This is a genomic window from Dyella kyungheensis (assembly GCF_016905005.1).
GTDB lineage: Bacteria > Pseudomonadota > Gammaproteobacteria > Xanthomonadales > Rhodanobacteraceae > Dyella > Dyella kyungheensis.
In genome coordinates, this window is sequence record NZ_JADIKC010000003.1 from 518157 (window position 1) to 538372 (window position 20216).

General features: G+C 62.4%; 24 protein-coding genes. 22 read left to right on the top strand and 2 right to left on the bottom strand.

Going from position 1 to position 20216, the window contains the following annotated elements; all coding sequences use genetic code 11:
* The first annotated feature begins 5 nt into the window (after window positions 1-5).
* On the top strand, window positions 6-326 hold the full coding sequence (locus tag ISP20_RS07000) for a hypothetical protein (RefSeq protein ID WP_204635339.1): 321 nt from the start codon (window positions 6-8) through the stop codon (window positions 324-326).
* 324 nt (window positions 327-650) lie between these two features.
* On the opposite strand, the gene ISP20_RS07005 is transcribed toward ISP20_RS07000, so the two are convergent.
* A complete protein-coding gene (locus ISP20_RS07005; RefSeq protein WP_204635340.1) occupies window positions 651-1454 on the bottom strand; it encodes a hypothetical protein in 804 nt (267 codons plus the stop codon).
* A 92-nt stretch (window positions 1455-1546) separates the two neighbouring features.
* Here ISP20_RS07005 and ISP20_RS07010 point away from each other — a divergent pair, with 92 nt between their 5' ends.
* Complete coding sequence (locus tag ISP20_RS07010; protein WP_204635341.1) at window positions 1547-3517, top strand: O-linked N-acetylglucosamine transferase, SPINDLY family protein; 1971 nt, start codon at window positions 1547-1549, stop codon at window positions 3515-3517.
* Between the two features lie 4 nt (window positions 3518-3521).
* On the opposite strand, the gene ISP20_RS07015 is transcribed toward ISP20_RS07010, so the two are convergent.
* On the bottom strand, window positions 3522-3905 hold the full coding sequence (locus tag ISP20_RS07015) for a hypothetical protein (protein WP_204635342.1): 384 nt from the start codon (window positions 3903-3905) through the stop codon (window positions 3522-3524).
* A 427-nt stretch (window positions 3906-4332) separates the two neighbouring features.
* On the opposite strand from ISP20_RS07015, the gene ISP20_RS07020 reads away from it, so the two are divergent.
* The 20 genes from ISP20_RS07020 to ISP20_RS07115 all read left to right on the top strand — a co-directional run bounded on the left by ISP20_RS07020 (window position 4333) and on the right by ISP20_RS07115 (window position 20214).
* Window positions 4333-5466, top strand: a complete 1134-nt coding sequence (locus ISP20_RS07020) for a tetratricopeptide repeat protein (RefSeq protein ID WP_204635343.1) — start codon at window positions 4333-4335, stop codon at window positions 5464-5466.
* 6 nt (window positions 5467-5472) lie between these two features.
* Window positions 5473-5736: a flagellar biosynthetic protein FliQ gene (locus tag ISP20_RS07025; RefSeq protein ID WP_204635344.1), complete on the top strand. Its 264-nt coding sequence runs from the start codon at window positions 5473-5475 to the stop codon at window positions 5734-5736.
* Window positions 5737-5741: 5 nt separating this feature from the next.
* Window positions 5742-6506, top strand: coding sequence for a flagellar biosynthetic protein FliR (locus ISP20_RS07030; protein ID WP_204635345.1), 765 nt, complete (start codon window positions 5742-5744; stop codon window positions 6504-6506).
* Entirely contained in the window at window positions 6503-7585 is a 1083-nt protein-coding gene (locus ISP20_RS07035; RefSeq protein ID WP_204635346.1) for an EscU/YscU/HrcU family type III secretion system export apparatus switch protein, read from the top strand. The genes ISP20_RS07030 and ISP20_RS07035 overlap by 4 nt, the downstream gene beginning before the upstream one ends.
* Window positions 7582-9654 (top strand): FHIPEP family type III secretion protein, encoded by a 2073-nt coding sequence (locus ISP20_RS07040; RefSeq protein ID WP_204635347.1) that lies wholly within the window; start codon window positions 7582-7584, stop codon window positions 9652-9654. Before ISP20_RS07035 ends, ISP20_RS07040 begins: the two co-directional genes overlap by 4 nt.
* A gap of 40 nt (window positions 9655-9694) precedes the next feature.
* Window positions 9695-10339 (top strand): flagellar hook-basal body protein, encoded by a 645-nt coding sequence (locus ISP20_RS07045; RefSeq protein WP_204635348.1) that lies wholly within the window; start codon window positions 9695-9697, stop codon window positions 10337-10339.
* An 8-nt stretch (window positions 10340-10347) separates the two neighbouring features.
* The gene (locus ISP20_RS07050) at window positions 10348-11115 is read left to right on the top strand and encodes a flagellar hook-basal body protein (RefSeq protein WP_204635349.1); all 768 of its coding nucleotides are present in this window, start codon (window positions 10348-10350) and stop codon (window positions 11113-11115) included.
* Window positions 11116-11117: 2 nt separating this feature from the next.
* A complete protein-coding gene (gene flgA, locus ISP20_RS07055; protein ID WP_204635350.1) occupies window positions 11118-11828 on the top strand; it encodes a flagellar basal body P-ring formation chaperone FlgA in 711 nt (236 codons plus the stop codon).
* A gap of 52 nt (window positions 11829-11880) precedes the next feature.
* The gene (locus tag ISP20_RS07060) at window positions 11881-12411 is read left to right on the top strand and encodes a flagellar basal body L-ring protein FlgH (RefSeq protein ID WP_204635351.1); all 531 of its coding nucleotides are present in this window, start codon (window positions 11881-11883) and stop codon (window positions 12409-12411) included.
* On the top strand, window positions 12408-13523 hold the full coding sequence (locus ISP20_RS07065; protein WP_204635352.1) for a flagellar basal body P-ring protein FlgI: 1116 nt from the start codon (window positions 12408-12410) through the stop codon (window positions 13521-13523). The genes ISP20_RS07060 and ISP20_RS07065 overlap by 4 nt, the downstream gene beginning before the upstream one ends.
* A 7-nt stretch (window positions 13524-13530) precedes the next feature.
* On the top strand, window positions 13531-13902 hold the full coding sequence (locus ISP20_RS07070; RefSeq protein ID WP_204635353.1) for a flagellar basal body rod protein FlgB: 372 nt from the start codon (window positions 13531-13533) through the stop codon (window positions 13900-13902).
* 1 nt (window position 13903) lies between these two features.
* Window positions 13904-14305 (top strand): flagellar basal body rod protein FlgC, encoded by a 402-nt coding sequence (locus ISP20_RS07075; RefSeq protein WP_204635354.1) that lies wholly within the window; start codon window positions 13904-13906, stop codon window positions 14303-14305.
* Window positions 14302-14604 (top strand): flagellar hook-basal body complex protein FliE, encoded by a 303-nt coding sequence (fliE, locus tag ISP20_RS07080; protein ID WP_204635355.1) that lies wholly within the window; start codon window positions 14302-14304, stop codon window positions 14602-14604. The genes ISP20_RS07075 and fliE overlap by 4 nt, the downstream gene beginning before the upstream one ends.
* 72 nt (window positions 14605-14676) lie before the next feature.
* On the top strand, window positions 14677-16092 hold the full coding sequence (fliF, locus tag ISP20_RS07085) for a flagellar basal-body MS-ring/collar protein FliF (protein ID WP_204635356.1): 1416 nt from the start codon (window positions 14677-14679) through the stop codon (window positions 16090-16092).
* On the top strand, window positions 16089-16541 hold the full coding sequence (locus ISP20_RS07090; protein WP_204635357.1) for a hypothetical protein: 453 nt from the start codon (window positions 16089-16091) through the stop codon (window positions 16539-16541). The genes fliF and ISP20_RS07090 overlap by 4 nt, the downstream gene beginning before the upstream one ends.
* Before the next feature lie 104 nt (window positions 16542-16645).
* Entirely contained in the window at window positions 16646-17188 is a 543-nt protein-coding gene (locus ISP20_RS07095) for a FliH/SctL family protein (protein ID WP_204635358.1), read from the top strand.
* Window positions 17185-18519 carry a FliI/YscN family ATPase gene (locus ISP20_RS07100; protein WP_204635359.1) on the top strand — a complete coding sequence of 445 codons (1335 nt, stop codon included), beginning with the start codon at window positions 17185-17187 and terminating at the stop codon, window positions 18517-18519. Before ISP20_RS07095 ends, ISP20_RS07100 begins: the two co-directional genes overlap by 4 nt.
* Entirely contained in the window at window positions 18516-18965 is a 450-nt protein-coding gene (locus ISP20_RS07105) for a hypothetical protein (RefSeq protein ID WP_204635360.1), read from the top strand. The genes ISP20_RS07100 and ISP20_RS07105 overlap by 4 nt, the downstream gene beginning before the upstream one ends.
* Window positions 18962-19798, top strand: coding sequence for a hypothetical protein (locus ISP20_RS07110; protein WP_204635361.1), 837 nt, complete (start codon window positions 18962-18964; stop codon window positions 19796-19798). Before ISP20_RS07105 ends, ISP20_RS07110 begins: the two co-directional genes overlap by 4 nt.
* Window positions 19795-20214, top strand: a complete 420-nt coding sequence (locus tag ISP20_RS07115) for a flagellar hook assembly protein FlgD (protein ID WP_204635362.1) — start codon at window positions 19795-19797, stop codon at window positions 20212-20214. The genes ISP20_RS07110 and ISP20_RS07115 overlap by 4 nt, the downstream gene beginning before the upstream one ends.
* Window positions 20215-20216 lie beyond the last annotated feature (2 nt).

A 20216-nucleotide genomic window follows, 5' to 3' on the forward strand; every position in this document is an offset into this window, starting at 1 on the left:
CACATGTGGGCATCGAGCCTATCGGCGATTTGGGCGCGACGGCAGAAGTTCTCGGCAGTGTTCTAGGCGAGTTGGTTTTCGCCAAGGACACAAGGGGGCGGTATGGGGAATATCCCGCCTATGTTGCCGAGCATGATGGTCTTCGTTACGCATTGCTTGGAGTTCCTGCGCCCGAAGATGATTTACGTGACGAAAGAACGGATGACTTCGAGCTGATGGTTGAGCCCGCATCACCACAAGGCGATGGTGCGAAGATCGATATCTCAAAAGAGCTAATCTTGCGAATAAGCGGGAATGGGCGCTTGAAATGCTGGTCGTTAAAGTGACACGCATTCATTTCTTTAGTCCCTAGAGAAGCCAATCAGCCGCCCGATACCGTCGGGTGGTGGTGTTCCAAACACGACAAGCGGCTCTGGAGATACTCATCGACGAGTCCATTTTTCTTTCGGGATTGGCACTGTTCAGGATGGATATACCGCGTGCCCGTCTTTCTATAGATATCCTGGAACGTCGCAAGGCGGTTACACCTGAAATGTGGGATAGGTACTGCCCGTTGGATAGGAAACTTGACTTGCATGGCCGGGAAGAGGTGTGTGCAGCGGCCAAGCATGCGAATATGCACCCGGCTTAGCTCTCTTTTGAAGTCAAATTTAGTTCTGCGATCTTTCCGGACGTGTCGACGTCTTTGACCTTGCAGAGAGTATCTCCACTGCCCACTCCATCTTTGTGGCGGGTGCAGGCCAAGGGGTGTGCGCATCCGTCCCCTGGGAGTTGTCCGTCGTCGACGATCGGCAAAGATTTGCCGCATGGAACGGATGGCCGAAGTGTTTGGCATGATCGCGCAACAACTCGGGTTGCTTGCCCGCGCACAACGCATCAATCAGCAGAGGGCTCAGGCATGCCACCTGGGTCAGCAGGTACACCGGGTATAACCTGCTTAAATTGGTGAAAAACTCCGTGCCGATGGTCCACGGGTGCATACGCTCCGGCGCGATGTGCGAAAAGAGCTCAAGGGCAGCGTGGTGAAGGAAGTCGAGTAGCGGGTGTCCGCGCTCGAACACCATGACAGCGTTGTTCACACGTGTCTGATGTTGAACCACATCCTTGCTATCGATGTGGGTCCACACCTCATGGCAGAGCATCGCTCCCTTGCCCTCCGGGATGCGGAACTGCTCAGGCCGAAAGACAAGAACGTCGGCGTCGATCCATATCGCGCGGTCGTAGCCCTTTGCCAGTTGCTCCTTCAGAAGGCCCAGCCGCGCCAGATCGGTCAACGGCAGGATCGACGACGGTGGATTCGCCCTGATGTGCGAAGGTACATAGGCAAACAGCCGGTCGTCCACGAACAGATAGTCGTAGCCCTGGCTTTGCGTCCATTGCCGTACGCTTTGCATGCATCGCTGCAGCCACTCGGGCGCATCGTTTCGATAGGATTGGACGACGATATTGCGCACCGGTTAGCTCTCCCTGCTGACTCTGCGTGGTACCTCATCGACGCGCCGCGATCCCCATGATGTACTGAAAGTGCGACGGGGATTGCGACCTCATGAGCGGCTTTGCGACAGTGTATGGCAGGCGGCGTGGGATAGCCGCAATCAACCAGTCTTTCGGGGGAAAGGAAATGGAGCAGGTTGCAGGGATCGACCTCTATGCGGCGATTGCAGACAGGGAAGGCGCTACGCCGGCTTCGATGGCGCTGGACAAATTCATCGAGAGGCTCCGCGCAGTCACTGCCGGCAAGGATCGGTTGACCGGCGCACTCAATGATCTTGGCGCACGGTTATTTCGCGAAAAGGCGTATCCCCTCGCACACCATTGCTACGAACAGGCATCGCGTCATCCGCAGGCCATCGGAGCCAGGGCGAATCTTGGACGCTGCGAAATTCGTCTCGGCCGTCCGGAGAGGGCCAGGGCGATAGCCGCTTCGTTGACCGGGCAGCATCCCGATGAAGTGGCGGGATGGGTATTGCTCGGCGAGGCGAGCATTGTGCTGGAACGTTTTGCGGAAGCCGTGGCGGCGTATGAACGCGCTGCGCAGCTCAAGCCTGACCAGCCCGGCGTGCTCACGCAGCTCGGCCTCGCCCATACCCTGGACAACAACGCCGAAGCGGCCTGTACCACGTGCGAGCGTGGGTTGGCTTTGAATCCCGATGATGTCGACTGCCTGCACCTGTTGACCATCAACAAGCGACGCATCTGCGACTGGCGTGATCTCGACGAGTTGAGCACACGCCTGAAGGCCGCTGTTGCCAACGGGCTCGACACGGTGTGGCCGATCAACTTCATCTCCGAGGGCCCGACCGCCGCCGAGGAGCTGAACTGCTCGCGGCTCCAGGCGCGCCGTGCCCATGCGGCGACGGCAGGCAGGCAGGAGCCGTGGCAACCTTTCAAGGCGGCCGGAGACGGCAAGTTGCGCGTCGGCTTCGTCGGCTATGGGTTTGGCGCGCATCCCACGGCCATACTGACGTCTGCAGTGTTCGAAGCGTTGAAGGACTCACCCATCGAAGCGCATCTCTTCGCCTTGAGCGATGAAGCGTTGACTCAGCAACGGCAACGGCTCATGGAAGCGGCGCATCGCTTTCATCCGGTGGCTGGCATGTCGTCGCTGGAGGTGGCCAGGCGGGTGCGGGAGGAGGGTGTCGAGATCCTGGTCGACATGGATGGCTTCAGTCGTGGCGCCCGACCCGAGATCTTTGCTCATCGAGCGGCACCGGTGCAGATCCTTTGGCTGGGCTATCCGGGAACCAGCGGTGCGGACTTCATCGACTACGTGGTGGCCGATCCGTACGTACTGCCCGCGAGCATGCGGAAACATTTCTCGGAGCAGCCGCTCTATTTGCCGCGCTTCTACATGAGTACCGACCCTACGCGGGTGGTGCCGGCGCCGCCGTCGCGCAGTGCCTGTGGCCTGCCGGACGATCATGTGGTGTACGTGTGTTTCAACGCGACCTATAAGTTGAACCAGCGAAGCATGGAGCGGATGTTCCGTGTGCTGCATGGCGTACCCAAGAGCGTCTTGTGGCTTCAAGCTTCGGGGCGCGTCGCGGAACGGCTGCAGCACGCAGCGCTCGACGCGGGCATCGCGCCGGAGCGACTGGTGTTCATGGACAAACTGCCGCACGAAATCTATCTGGCGCGCTATCGCCTCGCCGATCTGTTCCTTGATACGGAGTATTACAACGCGCACACCACGGCCACGGACGCGCTATGGGCGGGTTGCCCCGTGCTGACACGGCCAGGTGACACGTTCGCCACGCGCGTGGCGGGCAGTCTCAATCACCACCTCGGCATGCCGGAGATGAACGTGGATAGCGACGAGGCCTTCGTGGCCGCGGCCATCCGTTATGGCCTGGATGCCGAATTGCGCAAGGCGACACGCGCCAAGCTGATGCACTTGCGCACGCGTTCCAGCGTGTTCGACAGCAACGGGTTCGCCAGGGATCTCATCAACCTGCTGCAGAAGGTTTCCGCACACCACCGGCGCGGCGGGCGGCCTGCACAATTCCGAACGGGATGAGGCGTCAGCGCGCCTGAAGTGTCGTCACCAGCGCGGCAAAGCGTTGATGGAACTGTGGATCGACATCCAGCAGCTTGCCGATGGCATCCACCATCGGCAGGAACTCGGCGTCTTGGCGAAAGTCGCTGCCAAATTCCCATAACAGGATTTCGCGCAAGACCGGTTCGCGGACCGATATCAGTGACTGCGGGTCATGGGTATCGACGCGCTCGAATATCTGGCGAAGACGGCCGCGAAGGTCTTCGAGCGAGCGTCGTTCAATAGGTGCCGCAGGGCGACCTTGTTCTGCTGTAGAGGTGCTGCTACTCGCACGCGCCGTTCGTTCGCGGGCAAGCGCGCGAATGGTTTCGATCGGTGAAGTGGGGCGTGTAATACGGTCGGTTGGCATCAGTATTCCAATACAGGTTCTCGTCAGCTTCGTTTAGCTTGGTGAACAAGTCTAGGTGGAGTTTTCACGGCATAAAAGAAGGGTCTATGTCGTTCGTTCGATGGCCAAAATGTGACTGCTTAGGCATTTCAGAAAGTGTAACGCGCACAATGACTTATTCGCAATTTATTGCGCCATTTTGATATTGACGCATGCCGATGTCATGCCTACGCTCAGGCCCGTCACAGCTTGAGCGTTTTTTGTTTTAGCTCACTCGTCGGCGTAGGGGCGTCGTACTGGAAAAGCTGTTGGAATGCGTCAGGGGGCATGGACCGGAAGTCCGTGCGCAAGGAGTAGCAGTGCTAGTCAATGCAGTCCATGCGGGTTTGATTCCACGAAGGAATCAAGGCGGCGATTTCGATAGGTCTGTAATGCGTCGAGGTGAGCCATGAGCGATGCCTCTGCACTAAGAAAGTTTCTGGCGCACGATCCGCGCAATATCTCATTGAATTGCGATTATCTCGATGCGGCTTTATCCGAAGGGCGCATTGACGAGGCGAAAGCGTGGCTTCGCGAAGCGCCTGTTGATGTGCGCGAGAACGCCAAAATTCTTATGCGTGAAGCGCGAATCGCGCTGATTACCGGTGATCTCGCTCGCAGTATTTCTATTTTGCGTGGTCTTCTAGAGGCTGGGCAGGCCGATGATGTAGCGGTGCGCCACGACCTCGCCTATGCGCAGTCGTGCCTGGGCGATGATGCCGCCGCGCTGGAGACGCTCGCGTCGATTGCGCCCGAGCATGCGTCTGACGTTGCCTTGGCCATATTGAAGGCACGCATTCTTTATCGCCAGAAGCAGTACGCATCGGCATTGGACGCCCTGGCATCCTTTGTCACGGGCGAGCGCATCGCCGAAGTGCACGGCCTGCGAGCGATGCTGATGCTCGATACCGGGCGTCCGGATGAAGCGGCATCGGAGGTACGCAAAGCTCTGGCGAACGTGCCCGAGCAACAGGATGCGTTGCTGGTCACGGGCACGCTCGCGCTGTGGGCTCGGCAGACTGAGGCCGCGATGGATGCCTTTCGTCGCATTCTTGCCGTTCGCCCCCAGTCCGCACGCGCGCTGTTGGGTCTGGGTGAAAGTCTGATGGTGACCGGCGACATCGCTGCTGCGCGCGAGCGGATCGAACGTGCGGCGGCGGAGATGCCGGACCATATCGGTACCTGGCACGCGCTGGCCTGGTGTCAGCTGATGGAAGGTGATGCAGCGGGCGCGAAACACAGCTTCGAGCGCGCCTTCGCCATTGATCGCACCTTTGGTGAAACTCACGGCGGCTTTGCGCTCATCCATGCATTGCGTGGCGAGCGGAGCGAGGCCGAGGAGTCGATCAAGCGCGCGAAGCGGCTTGCCCCGGAAGGGCAAACGGCACGCTATGCGCAGAGCGTCCTGTTGCTCGACGACGGTCATCCGGAGGAAGCGCGTCGCATGGTCGAAGGCATCGTGGCGCGTACCCCGGGAAACATGCCCGTGATGTCGGCGGATTTCATTTTCCGCCTGCGCGACCTGTTGCGGCCACGAGGGTAGAGCGCCGTGGACAGCGATACCGCCATGCATTTGCTTGCAGAGACGCTGCTGACCGCAGCCAAGGTTGCTGCGCCTATTTTGCTCGTGACCCTGGTGATCGGCGTCGCGGTTTCGATCCTTCAAGTGGTTACCCAGATCCAGGAAATGACGCTCACGTTCATCCCGAAACTGATCGCCGTGGTCGCGGTATTCCTGATGATGGGGGCGTGGATGATGGCGATCGTCGTGGAGTTCTCCAAGCACTTGTTTGGCTTGATCGCAGGGATGTGACGGCAGTGAATGTGACGGGCTCGCAGATCAGTGCATTTCTATTGGCGATGTCGAGGTTTGCGCCGGTGATGCTGGTACCCGCGTTCACCCCGTTCACCTGGGTGCCGGCCCTGGTGCGCGTCATCGTGCTGCTGGCGGTCACGCTGATTGCTGTTGGCGTGCAAGGTGTGCCGTTGCCTGGCGTGGGCCTGGATGAGCCATTGGCCATGATGGAGGCCATCCTCGGCGAAGGTGCCCTCGGGTTGTGTTTTGCCCTGGCTGTAATGCTTCCCACCGCCGCACTCGGCTTCTCGGCGCATGTGATCGACATGCAGTCGGGTGTGGCGGCAGCCAGTCTGTTCAATCCCTCGACCCATGTGACTCAGGCACTCAGCGGCACCGTCGTGCAGTGGGCGGCCACCATCGTGTTCTTTCTCTCCGGCTTGCACCTGTTGCTGCTGGGTGGCATGACGGCGTCGATCCATCTGGTGCCGCTGGGTGAGGGGCGCATGATGCTGATGCCGAGCACGTTCATGGCCATGCTCTCGTCGCAGTTCCTGCTTGGCATGATGATTTGTGCGCCGGTGATGCTGGGGTTGTTTGCCATCGACCTCGCCGTGGCTTACTCCAGCCGTTCCATGCCGCAGGCCAATATCTACTTCGTCTCGCTGCCGCTCAAGGTAGCGGCTACGTTTGCCTTGCTCGCCGCCAGCCTGCGATTCGCGCCGCCGTTGATCGAGCGCTTGTATCGCGGTGCGTTCGAGGCACTACCTGTCATGCGGGGGGCGTGAGCGTGGCCGGCGACGACCAGCAGGACAAGACCGAACTGCCGACCGCCTACCGGTTGCAGGAGGCGCGCGATCGCGGCCAGGTGCCACGCAGCGCCGACCTCGCCAGCGTGCTGGTGCTCGTCGCCTTCAGCGTAGGCATGGCGGCCACGGGTTACCGATTGTCGGCCGCATTCGCGCAGGCGGCGGGTCAGACACTTCGCATGGCCGGTAATGCGCCCGTCGCTTCCATGGGCTTGCTGCACTGGCTTGAGCGTCGGTTTGAACCGGCGTGGCAGGCCGTGCTTCCGTTGTTGCTGGCAATGATCGTGACCGCGGTCGTCGCCAATGTGGTGCAGACCGGTCCCACCTTCAGTGCCGATCCGTTGAAGCCGGACTTCACTCGCCTCAATCCCGCACAGGGTTTCAAGCGCGTGTTTTCACGCCGCATCCTGTGGGATCTGTTCAAGCTTTGTCTCAAGGTAGGGTTGCTCAGTGCGCTCGCATGGGCACTCGTGCATCGCATCGGGCATCGCGTGCAGATGGCCGCCGTGGCACCGCCATCCAGCATGGGCGAGCTGTTGCGCGGCACCTACGTGCAGGTCACCACCTGGGTACTCACGTTGTTGCTGGCGATTGCGTTGCTGGACATGTGGTTCAGTCGCCGCGAATACATCCGCAAGCTGCGCATGAGCCGTCGCGACCTCAAGGACGAGGGCAAGCGGCGCGAAGGCGATCCGGACATCCGCCAGAAGCGGAAACGGCTGATGGGCGAACTGCTGAAGCATTCGCGTTCGATTCGCCGCGTGCCCGAAGCCGACATCGTGCTTACCAATCCGACTCACTTGGCGATCGCGCTGCGCTATCGCCCGCGCACGATGTTGTCGCCCGTGGTGCTGTCAAAGGGCAGCGATGCGGTAGCCGCGCGTATACGTGAAGCCGCGGCACGAGCCGGCGTTCCATGCCTGCGTTCGCCGGAACTGGCTCGTGCGATCTTTCGCGATTGCCGGGTTGACCAGTCCGTACCTGCGAACCTCTATGGACAACTCGCGCCCATCTATCGCTGGCTGATGAAGCGGCCCGGCAACAGGATCCTCTCGTGAACGGTCTCTTCGGCCAGCTCTGGAGCGGCAAGCGCGACGTGATCCTGGTGCTCGGGATGATCATGATCCTGGTCATCCTGTTCACGCCCATTCCACCGGGGCTACTCGACTTCCTGCTCGTGCTGAACTTCACGGGCGCGCTGCTCGTGCTGCTCATTACATTCTTCACCGACAGCCCGTTGAGCTTCTCGACCCTTCCGTCGTTGCTGCTCATCACCACGCTGTTTCGCCTGGCGCTCAATATTTCCGCGACCCGCCTGATCCTGGACAAGGGCAATGCCGGCCACGTGATCAATGCCATCGGCTCGTACGTGGTGGGTGGCAACTACGTCATCGGCCTGGTGGTATTCCTGATCCTGGTGATCGTCCAGTACGTCGTGGTTACCAGCGGTGCGCAGCGCGTGGCAGAGGTGGCCGCACGATTCACGCTCGACAGCATGCCGGGCAAGCAGATGAGCATCGACGCCGACATGAACATGGGGCTGATCGATGAGCGCGAGGCCAAGCGGCGTCGCGCGCTGGTGGAAAAGGAAGCGAACTTCTACGGTGCCATGGATGGCGCCACCAAGTTCGTCAAGGGCGATGCCATCGCCGGCATCATGATCATCCTCATCGACATCATCGGCGGCCTCACCGTCGGCATGGTGCAACGCGGCCTCCCATGGACCGAAGCCGCGCACCGCTACACGCTGCTGACCGTGGGCGACGGCATCGTCACGCAGATTCCATCGCTGGTGATCGCGGTGGCCACGGGCATCATCATCACGCGTGCCGCTTCGGACGATAAGCTGGGTACCGAGATCGCGCGCCAGGTGCTCTCCAACCCGCGCACGCTGTTGATCGTGTCGGTGTCTCTTGCGGCCTTGCTTATGCTGCCCGGCTTGCCGGCGTGGCCGGTGTTGATGGTGTTGGCGGGCATCGCCACGCTGACCTATTACGCCAATCGCACTCGCACGGAAGAGCCGGCGCCGGCGGAAGACGCGGCCGAGCCGGCTGGCAAGGAAGGCGAACAGGATCTCGGCAAGTTGTTGTCGATCGAGGCCATCGAGATCCGCATGGGCGGTGCCATCGCCCAGTCGTACAAGGATCGCGGCCTCGATCTTGGCGATCGCATCGCCACCTTCCGCAAACAGTTCGCGCTGGATGGCGGCTTCATCCTGCCTCGGGTCAAGACCATTCAGGAATCGGCCCTGCCTGCACATGCCTACGAATTGCACGTGCAAGGCAGCAAGGTGGGACGTGGCGAGTTGCACTTCGATTCCTTGCTGGCCATCAACCCGGGCGGGAAACGGCCGGTGCTGGAGGGCAAGGAGACGCGCGATCCCGCTTACGGCCTGCCGGCGCAGTGGATCAGCGCGGAGCAGCGCCAGTACGCGCGGGGTGCCGGCTACACGCTCGTCGACCCTGAAACGGTGCTCATCACCCACCTCGGCGAAGCAGTGAAGCGGCACGCCCCCGAGCTGCTGACGCGAGCGGAGACCGAGCGCCTGGTGGCACGCGTGCGCGAGCAGCAGCCATCGCTGGTGGACGAACTGGTGCCGGCGGTGATGTCGTATACGGACATCCAGCGCGTGCTTCAGCAACTGCTGCGCGAGCAAGTGAGCATTCGCCACGCGGAGGCCATTCTCGAGGTGCTCGTGGATGCCGGTCGAACCGTCAAGCAGACCGACGATCTGGTCGAACGCGTGCGCGAACGGCTAGGGCCGATGATCTGCCAGCGCGTGAGCAACGCGCAGGGCGAGTTGCACGTGCTGACGCTGGCACCCGAGCTGGAACGAGCGATGGTCTCGGCGATGCGCCAGCGCGAAGGTGCCGGCATGCTGGTTACCGAACTCGGTCAGCTCGACGCCTTCCTTGGCAGCCTTGCCCGCCAGGCGGAGTCGATGATGACGCAGAGCCATCTCCCCGTTCTGCTGTGTCCGAGCGTGATCCGTCGGCATGTGCGTGCGCTGATCCAGCGCAGCCTGCCACACGTGACCGTGCTGGGCATCAACGAAGTGCCTTCGACCGTCATGGTGAAGGCGTTCGGCGCCGTCACTACCAACAACGCCGTTGCCACGGCTGCCTGAGGACGACATGGGTCAGATCATTTCAGGGATAGCGCGCTATTTGAGTGACGACGTCGCAGCGCTCGATGTCATCAGCCAGAATGTTGCCAACATGCGCACGGCAGGTTATCGCGCCGAGCGGCTGAAGCCCGATTTTCGTTCCGGCGTGCTCTCGGGAACGCCCACGCTCGATCTCGCGGACGGCACCATGGATCACACGGGTGCATCGTTGGATCTCGCCATCCAGGGCACGGGCTTCTTCGTGGTGAGCGTCGATGGGAAGGAAATGCTCACGCGTAACGGCATGTTCCATATCGACGCGAACCAGCAGCTCGTCGATGCGGCAGGCCATCCCGTGCTGGGCCAGTCCGGCCCCATCACGCTTGCGCACAGCGACGTTCATATCGATGCCACGGGCCAGATCAGAGACGGCAACGATGCCATCGACACGCTGCGTGTGGTGGGGGTCGATGCACCCGACCAGCTTCGCGAAGCCGGCGGCGGCCTTTATACCTACGGCGGCTCACCCGCGGATTGGAACGGCAGCGTCCACCAGGGTGCGCTGGAGCAGTCCAACGTCGATCCAGGCAATGAAATGGTGCGTCTGATGGAACTTACGCGCCATGCGCAATCCGTGCAGCGCGCGATTCTCGCGTACGACCAGGCCATGCAGTCCGGCATCAACCATCTTGGCGACAACAGCTGAGGAACGACATGATCGACGCTCTCTATACCGCTACGGCTGGCCTCAAGAGCCAGCAAACCCAGATCGATACGCTGTCCAACAACGTGTCGAACATGCAGACACCGGGCTTCAAAGCTCAGCGTGTGGCCTTTGGCGACGTGGCCGTGATTTCGCCGGGCCAGGTGCAGGCAGGCTTGTTGCCCGAACGCAGCGGCGCGGGCAGCGAGATCATCGCTACCAACTCGCTGTTCTCCCAGGGTCAGATGGTGCAGACCAACAACACCTGGGACATCGGCATCCAGGGCGATGGCTTCCTTGAAGTCGTCGATGGAGGTGGCAACCACCTCTATACCCGCAGCGGCCAGTTGCATGTGGACAGCGAGGGCTACCTTGTCACTTCGGGCGGCAACCGCCTGGCGCAGGACATCCAGGTCCCGCCGGATGCCACCAACATCCAGATCAACCAGAACGGCCAGATCTACGCCAACGTTGGCGGCGCAAAGGATGCGACGTTGCTCGGCTCGTTCGAACTGGCGACGTTCCCATCGCCCACGGGTCTACAATCGGTGGGCGGCAACAATTACGCCGCGACGCAGGCTTCGGGTGACGCGAGCATCGGCCGGCCCAGTGAGAACGGCGTGGGCTCGATCATGCAGGGATCGCTGGAAGGGTCCAACGTCGACATGGTGTCGGAGATGGCCACGCTGGTGGTCGCGCAGCGCGCCTATCAGTTGAATGCGCGCGTGTTGCAGGCCTCGGATCAGATCCTCGACACCATCAACAACTTGCGCCAATAAGCATGCGGCGATTTCTCCCATTCCTGCTTTTGGCGGTGGCGGCGTTTGGCGCGGATGCGTCGACGCTCGCCATGCAGCGCGTGCCCGCAGACACCGTCACGTCCGCGGCGCAGCACGCGTTGGAGGCAAGGCTGGGGGCCGACGCGCAGGGCGCGGTATTGAACGTGATTGGCGTGCCCGAAGCCATCGAAGCCCCCGAGGGCAAGGTCACTCTCAAGGTGCATCCGGTGAACGGTCGTTGGCCGCGCCCTCGTGTGGGTGTGGCCGTGGATGTCTGCGTAAACGAACGCGTGGTGCGCACGGCCACCGTCTGGTTTGCGCTCTCGTTAAGCCGGCCGGCTCTTGTGTATGCCGCCGACATGGCTGCTGGCACGCCGGCGAAGAACGTGAGGCTTGTATCGCATGACACGGATGTCGCCGCACTCCAGGGTGATGCCATTGCGCAGCCAGAAGACATGGATGGCTATCGTCTGCGCCGTGCCGTAGTCGCCGAGGCCGTGGCGGTGCGCGGCGATTTTGAACGCGTTCCGGAAGTGGACCGACAGGAGCACGTTGACGTGGTGGCGACCGTCGGTTCGGTCAGCCTGCGAACGCGCGGCGTGGCGGGCAAGCAGGGGGCTTCCGGTGAAGTCATCCCTGTGCTGGTCGACGGCGCCGATTCACCGGTACTTGCACGTGTCATCGACAAGGGAGCGGTCGAAGTTGTCCACTAAATCCCATCTTCTTGCCGCATTGGTTTGCGGAAGCCTGTTTGCATCGCCGACGATGGCGCAAACCGCCAGCGGTTCGATGATCGATCCGGACAGCTATCGCGGACTGGCAGCCGATCACCGTGCCCATCAGATCGGCGACACGCTGACCGTCGTGGTGACCGAGACGGCGCGCGCCACCGCCAGCGCCAACACCGACGCGCAAAGCGGCGTGCAACTCAGCGCCAACACACAAAGCCACAGCGCCGCCCACAACTATGGGCTCGGCCTTGCTGGCGAAGATGCAGGGCAGGGGAAGACTTCGCGCGCAGGCAGCCTGCAGGCGCAACTCGCCGTTCGCGTCATCGCCGTCGAAGGTGACGGCATGTTGCGCATCCGTGGCGGACAGACCGTGGTGATCAATGGCGAGAAACAACAGTTCGCATTGACCGGTTTGGTGCGCTCCGAGGACATCTCCACGGGCAACACCATTCTTTCCAATCGAATCAGTGAAGCCAACATCCAGTACACCGGCGATGGCGATGTGTCCGAATCACAGCGCCGCAGCATCCTCTACCGCATCACAAGGTGGTTGCATCTGATATGAAAGCCCGCTGGCTCATCGCCGTACTGTTTGCCGTGTCCAGCAGCCATGCGCTGGCTGCGGGAGATGCTGTCCGGCTCAAGGAAATTGCCCGCGTACAGGGCGTGCGCGACAACGCGCTGGCTGGCTATGGCCTGGTCATTGGCCTGGCAGGGACGGGCGATACGAGCAAGAACCGCCTCACCGTGCAATCGGTGGCCAACACGCTCAGCCATTTCGGCGTGAACATCAGCGCCGACGATCTCAACAGCCGCAACGTGGCTGCCGTGATGGTGACCGCCGTACTGCCGCCCTTCGCCGAATCCGGACAGAAGCTCGACGTGTCGGTGTCCTCGTTGGGCGATGCGCGAAGCCTGACGGGCGGCACGTTGCTGCTGACACCGCTCAATGGTCCCGACGGCAAGTTGTACGCGTTGGCGCAGGGCCCGCTCTCGGTGGGCGGCTATGAGGTGCGTGCCTTCGGAAGTTCGGAGCAGAAGAATCATCCCACCGTGGGCCGAGTGCCCGATGGCGCATCGGTGGAGCGCGCTGCACCCGTTGGATTGGGCGAGGACGGACGCACGCTGGACGTCTTGCTGTATCAGCCGGATTTCACCACGGCGGAACGTGTTGCCGAATCCTTGCGTCGCAATGCAGGAGTGGACGCTGTGGCCGAGCATGCGGGCAAGGTACGCGTGACGTTTTCATCGCCTCCGGGCGACGTCGTCAACGCGATCTCGCGCATCGAGAACGTGCCGGTGATTCCGGACCAGGTCGCGCGCGTGGTGGTAAACGAGCGCACGGGAACCGTGGTGTCCGGCGGCGATGTACGCCTGGGCAGCGTGACGGTCTCCCAGGGCGACCTGCGTATCGTGGTGAAGACCGACTACCTGGTTTCGCAGCCGGAAGGCGCCTATATCGATCCGTCGCGCAACATCTCAACGGTTGTCGTGCCGCAGGCAAACATCAAGGTCGACGATCCGGAAGCCAAGCTGGTGACCATTCCCAATGGAGCCACCGTGGCGGATCTGATCGCTGCACTGCGCGCCATCCACCTGACGACGCGTGACGTCATCACCGTACTGCAATCCATCAAGACCGCCGGCGCATTGCGTGGCGAACTGATCATCCAGTGAGGCAGACATGGACCTGACCACAGAAGCTATCCGCTTGGGTATCCACATGGCGCGAACGCGTGCCGAGGTGGCCAGCACAAACATCGCGAACGTGAATGTCGACGGCTATCGCGCACGCCGGGCGGATTTCGGCGACGCAGTCGGCTTGCTGCACCAGGCGGCCACGGACTCGACCACGTCTCCTGATCGGCTTGCGATTGCGAAGCACGAAACGTTCCGCACGGAGACGTCCAAGGCCGATGCGATCAATGGCTCTTACGTGAACCTCGATGGCGAGGTGGCCGAACTGGAAACGGCGGGCACCGACTTCCAGTCGCTGGCGACCGTGATGTCGCGTCGCTTCGCTTTGATGCAGCTGGCACTGGCGGGGAAGAACTGACATGGTCGTTGACGCTGTTTTTCAGGCAACCCGTTTCGGCCTGCAGTTCGAGCGACTGCGGCTGGAAGCGGCCAGCCACAACATCGCCGTGTCCGATCGCGCCAGTACGCCGGGGAGCGTTCCGCCGCTATTACGCGCTGTTGCCGGCCACGGCGTGTCCCTTCACGGCGCCGGTACAGGAACGCCCAGTCTGGTTCCGATGGGGTCGTCCGAGCGTGACGTGCACGACCCGTCCGATCCCATGGCGAACCAGCAGGGCATGGTCGGCTATCCACGGGTCGACCTCGTCGAGGAGATGAGCACCCTGATGGAGGCGAGCCGTGCCTACGAGGCGAACGTGAGGGCATTCAACACGCTGCGCAGCATGGAGCTGCGTGCACTCGACATGGGAGGTGGCGCATGAGCGTGTCGCCGATCGACGCCATTTCGCTCGGTCGCATGGACGGACCGGAGCACGCGGCCGCCCTCAACCTCGACCAGGGGCCCTCCTTCATGCAGATGGTGGGCAGCGAAGTGCAAGGGCTCAATGCAAGCCTCAACACCGCCGACGCGTCTGCGCGGTCGCTTGCTGCGGGCGATGGCGTTCCCGTGCACGACGTGATGATCGCGATGGAGCAGGCGCATCTCAAGTTGCAATTCGCGGTGGAAGTTCGCAATCGAATGATCGATGCGTACCAGAGCCTGACCAACATGCAGCTGTAGTCGCGGGACGTCCACGGATCTGTGGACATCTCGTGGGTGCCTTGAAGTTCGATTGCAGTGACCGGAGTGGAAATGAAGCAGTTCTTTGCTGCCATGTCGCGACGAGCCCGATGGGCCTTCGCTGTGGGTGTTATCGCGATTGCCTGCATCGCGGGTGCGGCCACATGGTGGGTGACGCATCCGCCGTACGGATTGCTGTTTCGCGATCTCAGGGAGGCCGACGCCGCCGAGATCACCGCAGCGCTCACGCAAATGCAGACGCCTTATCGTCTCGCTGACGATGGCAAGGCCATTCTTGTGCCGTCCGAGCAGGTGTACGACACGCGTATGAAGCTGGTGTCGCAGGGCGTGCCCAAAGGCGGCAGCGTTGGCTTCGAGCTGTTCAAGGATTCGGATTACGGTGTCACCGAGTTCGCCCAGAAGGTGAACTTCCAGCGCGCGCTGCAGGGCGAACTGGAGCGAACCATCGAGTCACTGGACGAGGTATCGGCCGCGCGCGTCCATCTTACGATCCATCGCACCGATCTGTTCGAGCGTGACAAGGATGCTTCCAAGGCGTCGGTGACACTCAGCCTGCGGCCGCAGAAGCACCTCGACGCGCGCGCGGTGGCCGGTGTCCAGCGACTGGTGGCTTCGGCGGTGGACGGGCTCTCTGCCGAATCCGTCGTGGTGCTCGATGACCGCGGCGTCACCTTGTCGGGTTATGCCGCCGATGGAACGGCGGGTGAGGGCCTCGGCGGCCGCATGGATCAGCAGGCTCGGCTCGAGAGCGATCTGCGCGGCAAGATCGGCGCTCTGCTGCATCGTGTGCTGCTTACCGACGATTTCACCGTGTCCGTCGACGTGCGCATGAATTACGACCACGTCAAGCAAGTCAGCGAACGCCTGTTGGGACAGGGCAAGGATGGCAACGGATTGTTGGTCCACGAGCGCGTCAACTCCTCGACACGGACCGAGGACGATCCGGATTCGGATCGGGTGAAGTCCTCGCCAGCCAGCAATGACCGCGATGTGGAATACGCGCATGGCCGCGAGCAGGAAGAAGTGGAGCGGGCGGTAGGCCGCATCGAGCGGATATCGGTGGGTGTGGTCATCCCGTCCACGCTCTCGGCCACCGAGATTGCGCGGCTATCGGAAGTGGTATCGGCAGGCCTTGGCTTGGACGTATCGCGTGGCGATCATGTCGATATCGCTGCTATCGCGCCTTCCAAGCCGGTGGCACGTGACGCTGCGACGGTCCCAGCTGCCAGCCCGCACGCAAGCGTCGTGGATGCAGCTGAGGCGCCCGCGGCGGTGCCGGTGAACCATGGCTTGTCGACTCCGGTGCTGTGGATGCTGGGTGCGTTGCTGGTCGTCGTAGTCGCCCTGGTGGCGCTCATGCTTTACGTCGCGCGGACACGGGTGGTGCCACGGTTGAGCGCGCCCGAACGCGAAGAGGCGTTGTCGCGGCTTCGCCAGTGGATCGACCCGAGCGAGGTGCGTTCGTGAATGCCGTGGGTATGCGCAAGGCGGCGCTTGCGTTGGCCGCGATGCATCCCATGGACCGCCGCTGGATGCTCGAGCGGCTGCCTTCTTCCCAGCGGAATCTGTTGTCCACGCTGATCGGTGAGGCGCGCAGACTGGGCCACGTGGATGCTTCGCTGGTCAAGGATCTGCTTCAGGATCAGTCCCAGCCCGAAGTCGTCGACGTTCCTCCGCCGGATCAACTGATTCAGGCATTGGATAACCTGCCGGTTGCGTGGGCTGCGCGGATGCTGGCCGCGGCAGCGCCGGATCACGTGGAGATCTACCTGGCGTCCTGTGCGCACCCGAGGGCGCGAATGCTCCGGGACGAGCTGAAGCAGTTGCCCTCAGCGATGCCAGTGGCACTGGCCAAGGCGCTTTCGCATCGACTGGCCGATCCGACATGGCCCGCGCAACGAGGACATGCCCTGTGATACGCCGAGTCGAAGCCGAGGGCGTGACGGAGTCGTCCCCGCGACGACTGTACGCTGGCGGTTCATCCACGGTGGTAGCGGATGTCGATACGTCCGTCGTTCCCATGGGTGATGACGAGGCCTATCGAGACGGATACGAAGAAGGCTTCGCTGCCGGCGATGCGGATGCGAGGCGCATGGCGGAACAGCGCATGGTTGAGCTGGAGACGGCTGCTGCGCAACGGTTGGAGGAGGCGCAACAGGCCGTCGAGCGCGAGCAGCAACGGCTTGCAGCGCTGGCGGACACGCTGGAGCAGGGCTTGCGCCAGCATGCATCGGAGATTGAAGCAACGGCCTGCGAGCTTGCCATTGCCGGTTGGCAACATGCCTTCGGAAGCGCGGCGGAGGATCGTGGTCTGCTGCAGAGGATGATCCGGGCGCTTCTCGAGGAGCATCGCGCGAAGGCAATGTCCGTCCATGTGTCGACGGAAGATCGACCGTTGTTGCCTGAGCGCATCGATGGCATGGAGCTGGTCGAGGACAACGCCTTGAAAACGGGCGAATGCCGCGTGCAGACCGCTCACGGCAATGTGGAGAGTTCCCTGCGCATGCGTTTGCGTGGGATATGCGAGGCCATGTTCGCCGCGATGGGAGTGCCGTCCGAATGAGCCCTTCCGCCGTCCTTGAACGCTACGCAGGTGAACTCGCGCGTCGACCCATGTCGGCGGGCGTTGGGCGGCTGCTCAGCTTCAATGGTCTGGTGATCGAGGCCAGTGGACCTGACGTCAGGATCGGCGAGTTGTGCGAAGTGGAAAACGGTGACCCTGCACAGGCCATTCGCGCCGAAGTAGTGGGATTCCGCGAAGGCAACGTGCTGCTGATGCCGTTCGGCCATCCTCGTGGCGTGGCGGCAGGCGCCAGGATCCGCGCGCTGCGACGCGTGCTGCAGGTGCCGGTGGGTCGAGGGTTCATGGGGCGCGTGATTGACGCATTCGGTCAGCCCATCGACGGTGGCGGTCCCATCGCAGCCGAAGCGATGGCAGATATCGCCCGGCCTCCCATCAATCCGTTATTGCGCGCACCGCTCGATACTGCGCTCGAGACCGGGGTGCGCTCGATCGATGTGGCGCTTCCCATGGCGCGCGGTCAACGCATGGGCGTCTTTGCGGGAAGCGGCGTGGGCAAGAGCACCTTGCTCGGCATGATGACCAGGCACGTCAACGCGGATGTCGTGGTGGTGGTCCTGGTGGGCGAGCGTGGGCGCGAGGTAGGTGAGTTCATCGACGAGACGCTGGGCACGGTAGGGCGTTCTCGTGCCGTGATGGTGGTGGCGACGGCCGACGAGCCGGCACTGGTGCGCACCAATGCCGTGCATACCGGACATGCCATCGCCGAGTATTTCCGCGACCTGCGGATGAACGTATTGCTGATCGTCGACTCCATCACGCGCTTCGCCATGGCGCAGCGCGAGGTCGGGCTGGCGGTGGGTGAGCCACCCACGTCACGCGGCTATCCGCCATCGGTGTTCAATCTGCTGCCGCAGATCCTGGAGCGCGGTGGGCGTATGCGTGCCGGCGGTTCCATTTCTGCGATCTACAGCGTGCTGGTGGAGGGCGACGATATGAACGAGCCTATTGCCGATCACATGCGCGCGATCCTCGATGGTCACGTGGTGCTTTCGCGCGATCTCGCGGCGCGCGGGCAACTTCCGGCCATCGACCTGATGTCGAGCGTGAGTCGACTCGCTTCCAAGGTGACCCGTCCCGACGAGCTGGATCTCGCCCGTCGCGTGAAGTCGATTATCACCACCTACGAGTCGTCGCGCGACCTGATCGACATGGGCGCGTACCAGGCGGGTGCCAACAGTGCGATCGACGAGGCCATTGTGTTGTATCCCGCCATCGTCCGGGCGCTTTGCCAAACGCCCGAGCAGCGATCGTCGCGCCAGGAGAGCATCCAACTTCTCGGCCGGATCGTTTCCGGCGAGCGTGCCGCATGAACTCGCGCGACCTGAAGGTTCGCGAGACGATGGCACGTGTCGCGCGCGTTCGTGACCAGCGAGCGGCCTCCCGTTTGTCGGCAGCGATCACAGCCGAGCAGCAAAAGAAAGACGCATGCGACGGGTTGACCCGGTCGCGCGACGATGTACGCGAGGCCAGTGAGCGTTGCCTGGAACAGAGCTCGCGTCTTGACCTTGCGCGCTACGCCTTGCTAGCCGACCTGCAGGGCATTCTTGATACGCAGGTTGCCCATGCCGAGCATTCGCTCGCGTCGGCCGTTGCCGAGCGTGAACTGCGTACCTCGGAGCGCCTCATGACCCGATCGCGACATGAACGGGCCGACGAAGAAGCCGTTCGCTACCGCAGCGCGATGCATCAGGACATAGAGAAGAAGCAGTCGGAACAGTCGGTGGAGTTGTGGTTGCAGCATGGGGACGCCGCATGACAGACATCTCGCAGATCGATGGCGGCCGGATCGGCCAGGCCGCTGTACCGCAACGGCAAGCATCACGCGACTTCAGTGAGGAACTCGCGCGGGATCACCGCTTGCACGAGTTCGACAACAGGTCCGATCATGCGGCGGAGGCGCCGTCCCTGTCTGCGGACACGGTGCAACCCGCGGCCAACACCCAAGGCGAGTCGCCCGCGGCGTTGCAGCTGACATGGATGGGTGGCAGCGAAACGTCGGCAACGATCCGTCTTTTGCAGCAAATGGCCGTTCAACCCATCGGTCAGCTGGGTGCTGTGCGGAATGCGCGCGTGTTCGGCGTGCATTTGCTGGCCGGGGCGTATCTGTCCGAAGTGGACGCGTCCGAACCGAGCGGCACCGCAGGAGACGTCAACGGCGGCGCGCCCAAGACCGTCGACCCGTCAGGGCAGATGGCGTTGACCAGCGCCGAAGCGAAAGCGAGCGCTGCTGCGCTATCGGCTGTACCGAGTATGGATGTCCAGGCACAGGCTTCGCCCGCGATATCGGACACCGTGGCTGTTGCTTTGTCTTCCCATGGCAACGCTGCCTTGGACAACGTCGCTCATGGCGTTGCCGGTGCCGGCACGCTGGCCCATTGGGTAGATCGCCTGTTGCGCTACTCGCGCCAACCCGACGGAAGCTCGGTGGCCTGGTTGCGGGACTTCCGCGTTAGCGAAGACCAGGTGCCAGCGCTGATCTCCGCAGTACTCCAGCATGCAAGCCAGCTCGGGATGACGCCCGGGCGAATCATGTTGAACGGCCGGGAAGTGTGGCCATCGACCCAAAACACGCAGGGAGAACAGGAATGAGCGTCGAGGCTATCGGTAGCCAGTTGGACACGTCCACGCCTTCGACGATGCCGAACTCCGGCATCAACGAGCAGGACTTCATCAAGCTGTTCGTGAGCGAGCTCCAGTTTCAGGATCCTATGCAGCCGCTCGACAACAGTCAGTTCCTCACCCAGCTTGCGCAGTTCGTGAGCATTGAACAGCAGAGCGAGCAGGTCACGGGCATCAACAACCTGCTTTCGGTGGATTCGTCGTACCAGTCGCTGAGTCTGCTGAACCACAGTGTGCAAGTGACCAACCAGGATGGCTCGACGACCACCGGCAAGGTGACGGGCATCCAGTACAGCTCCAGTGGTGTCGAACTGACGGTGACCACTTCCACCAGCCAAGTGCTCACCAGCATCGCCCTTTCCCAGATCCAGCTGGTCACCCCTTAAGG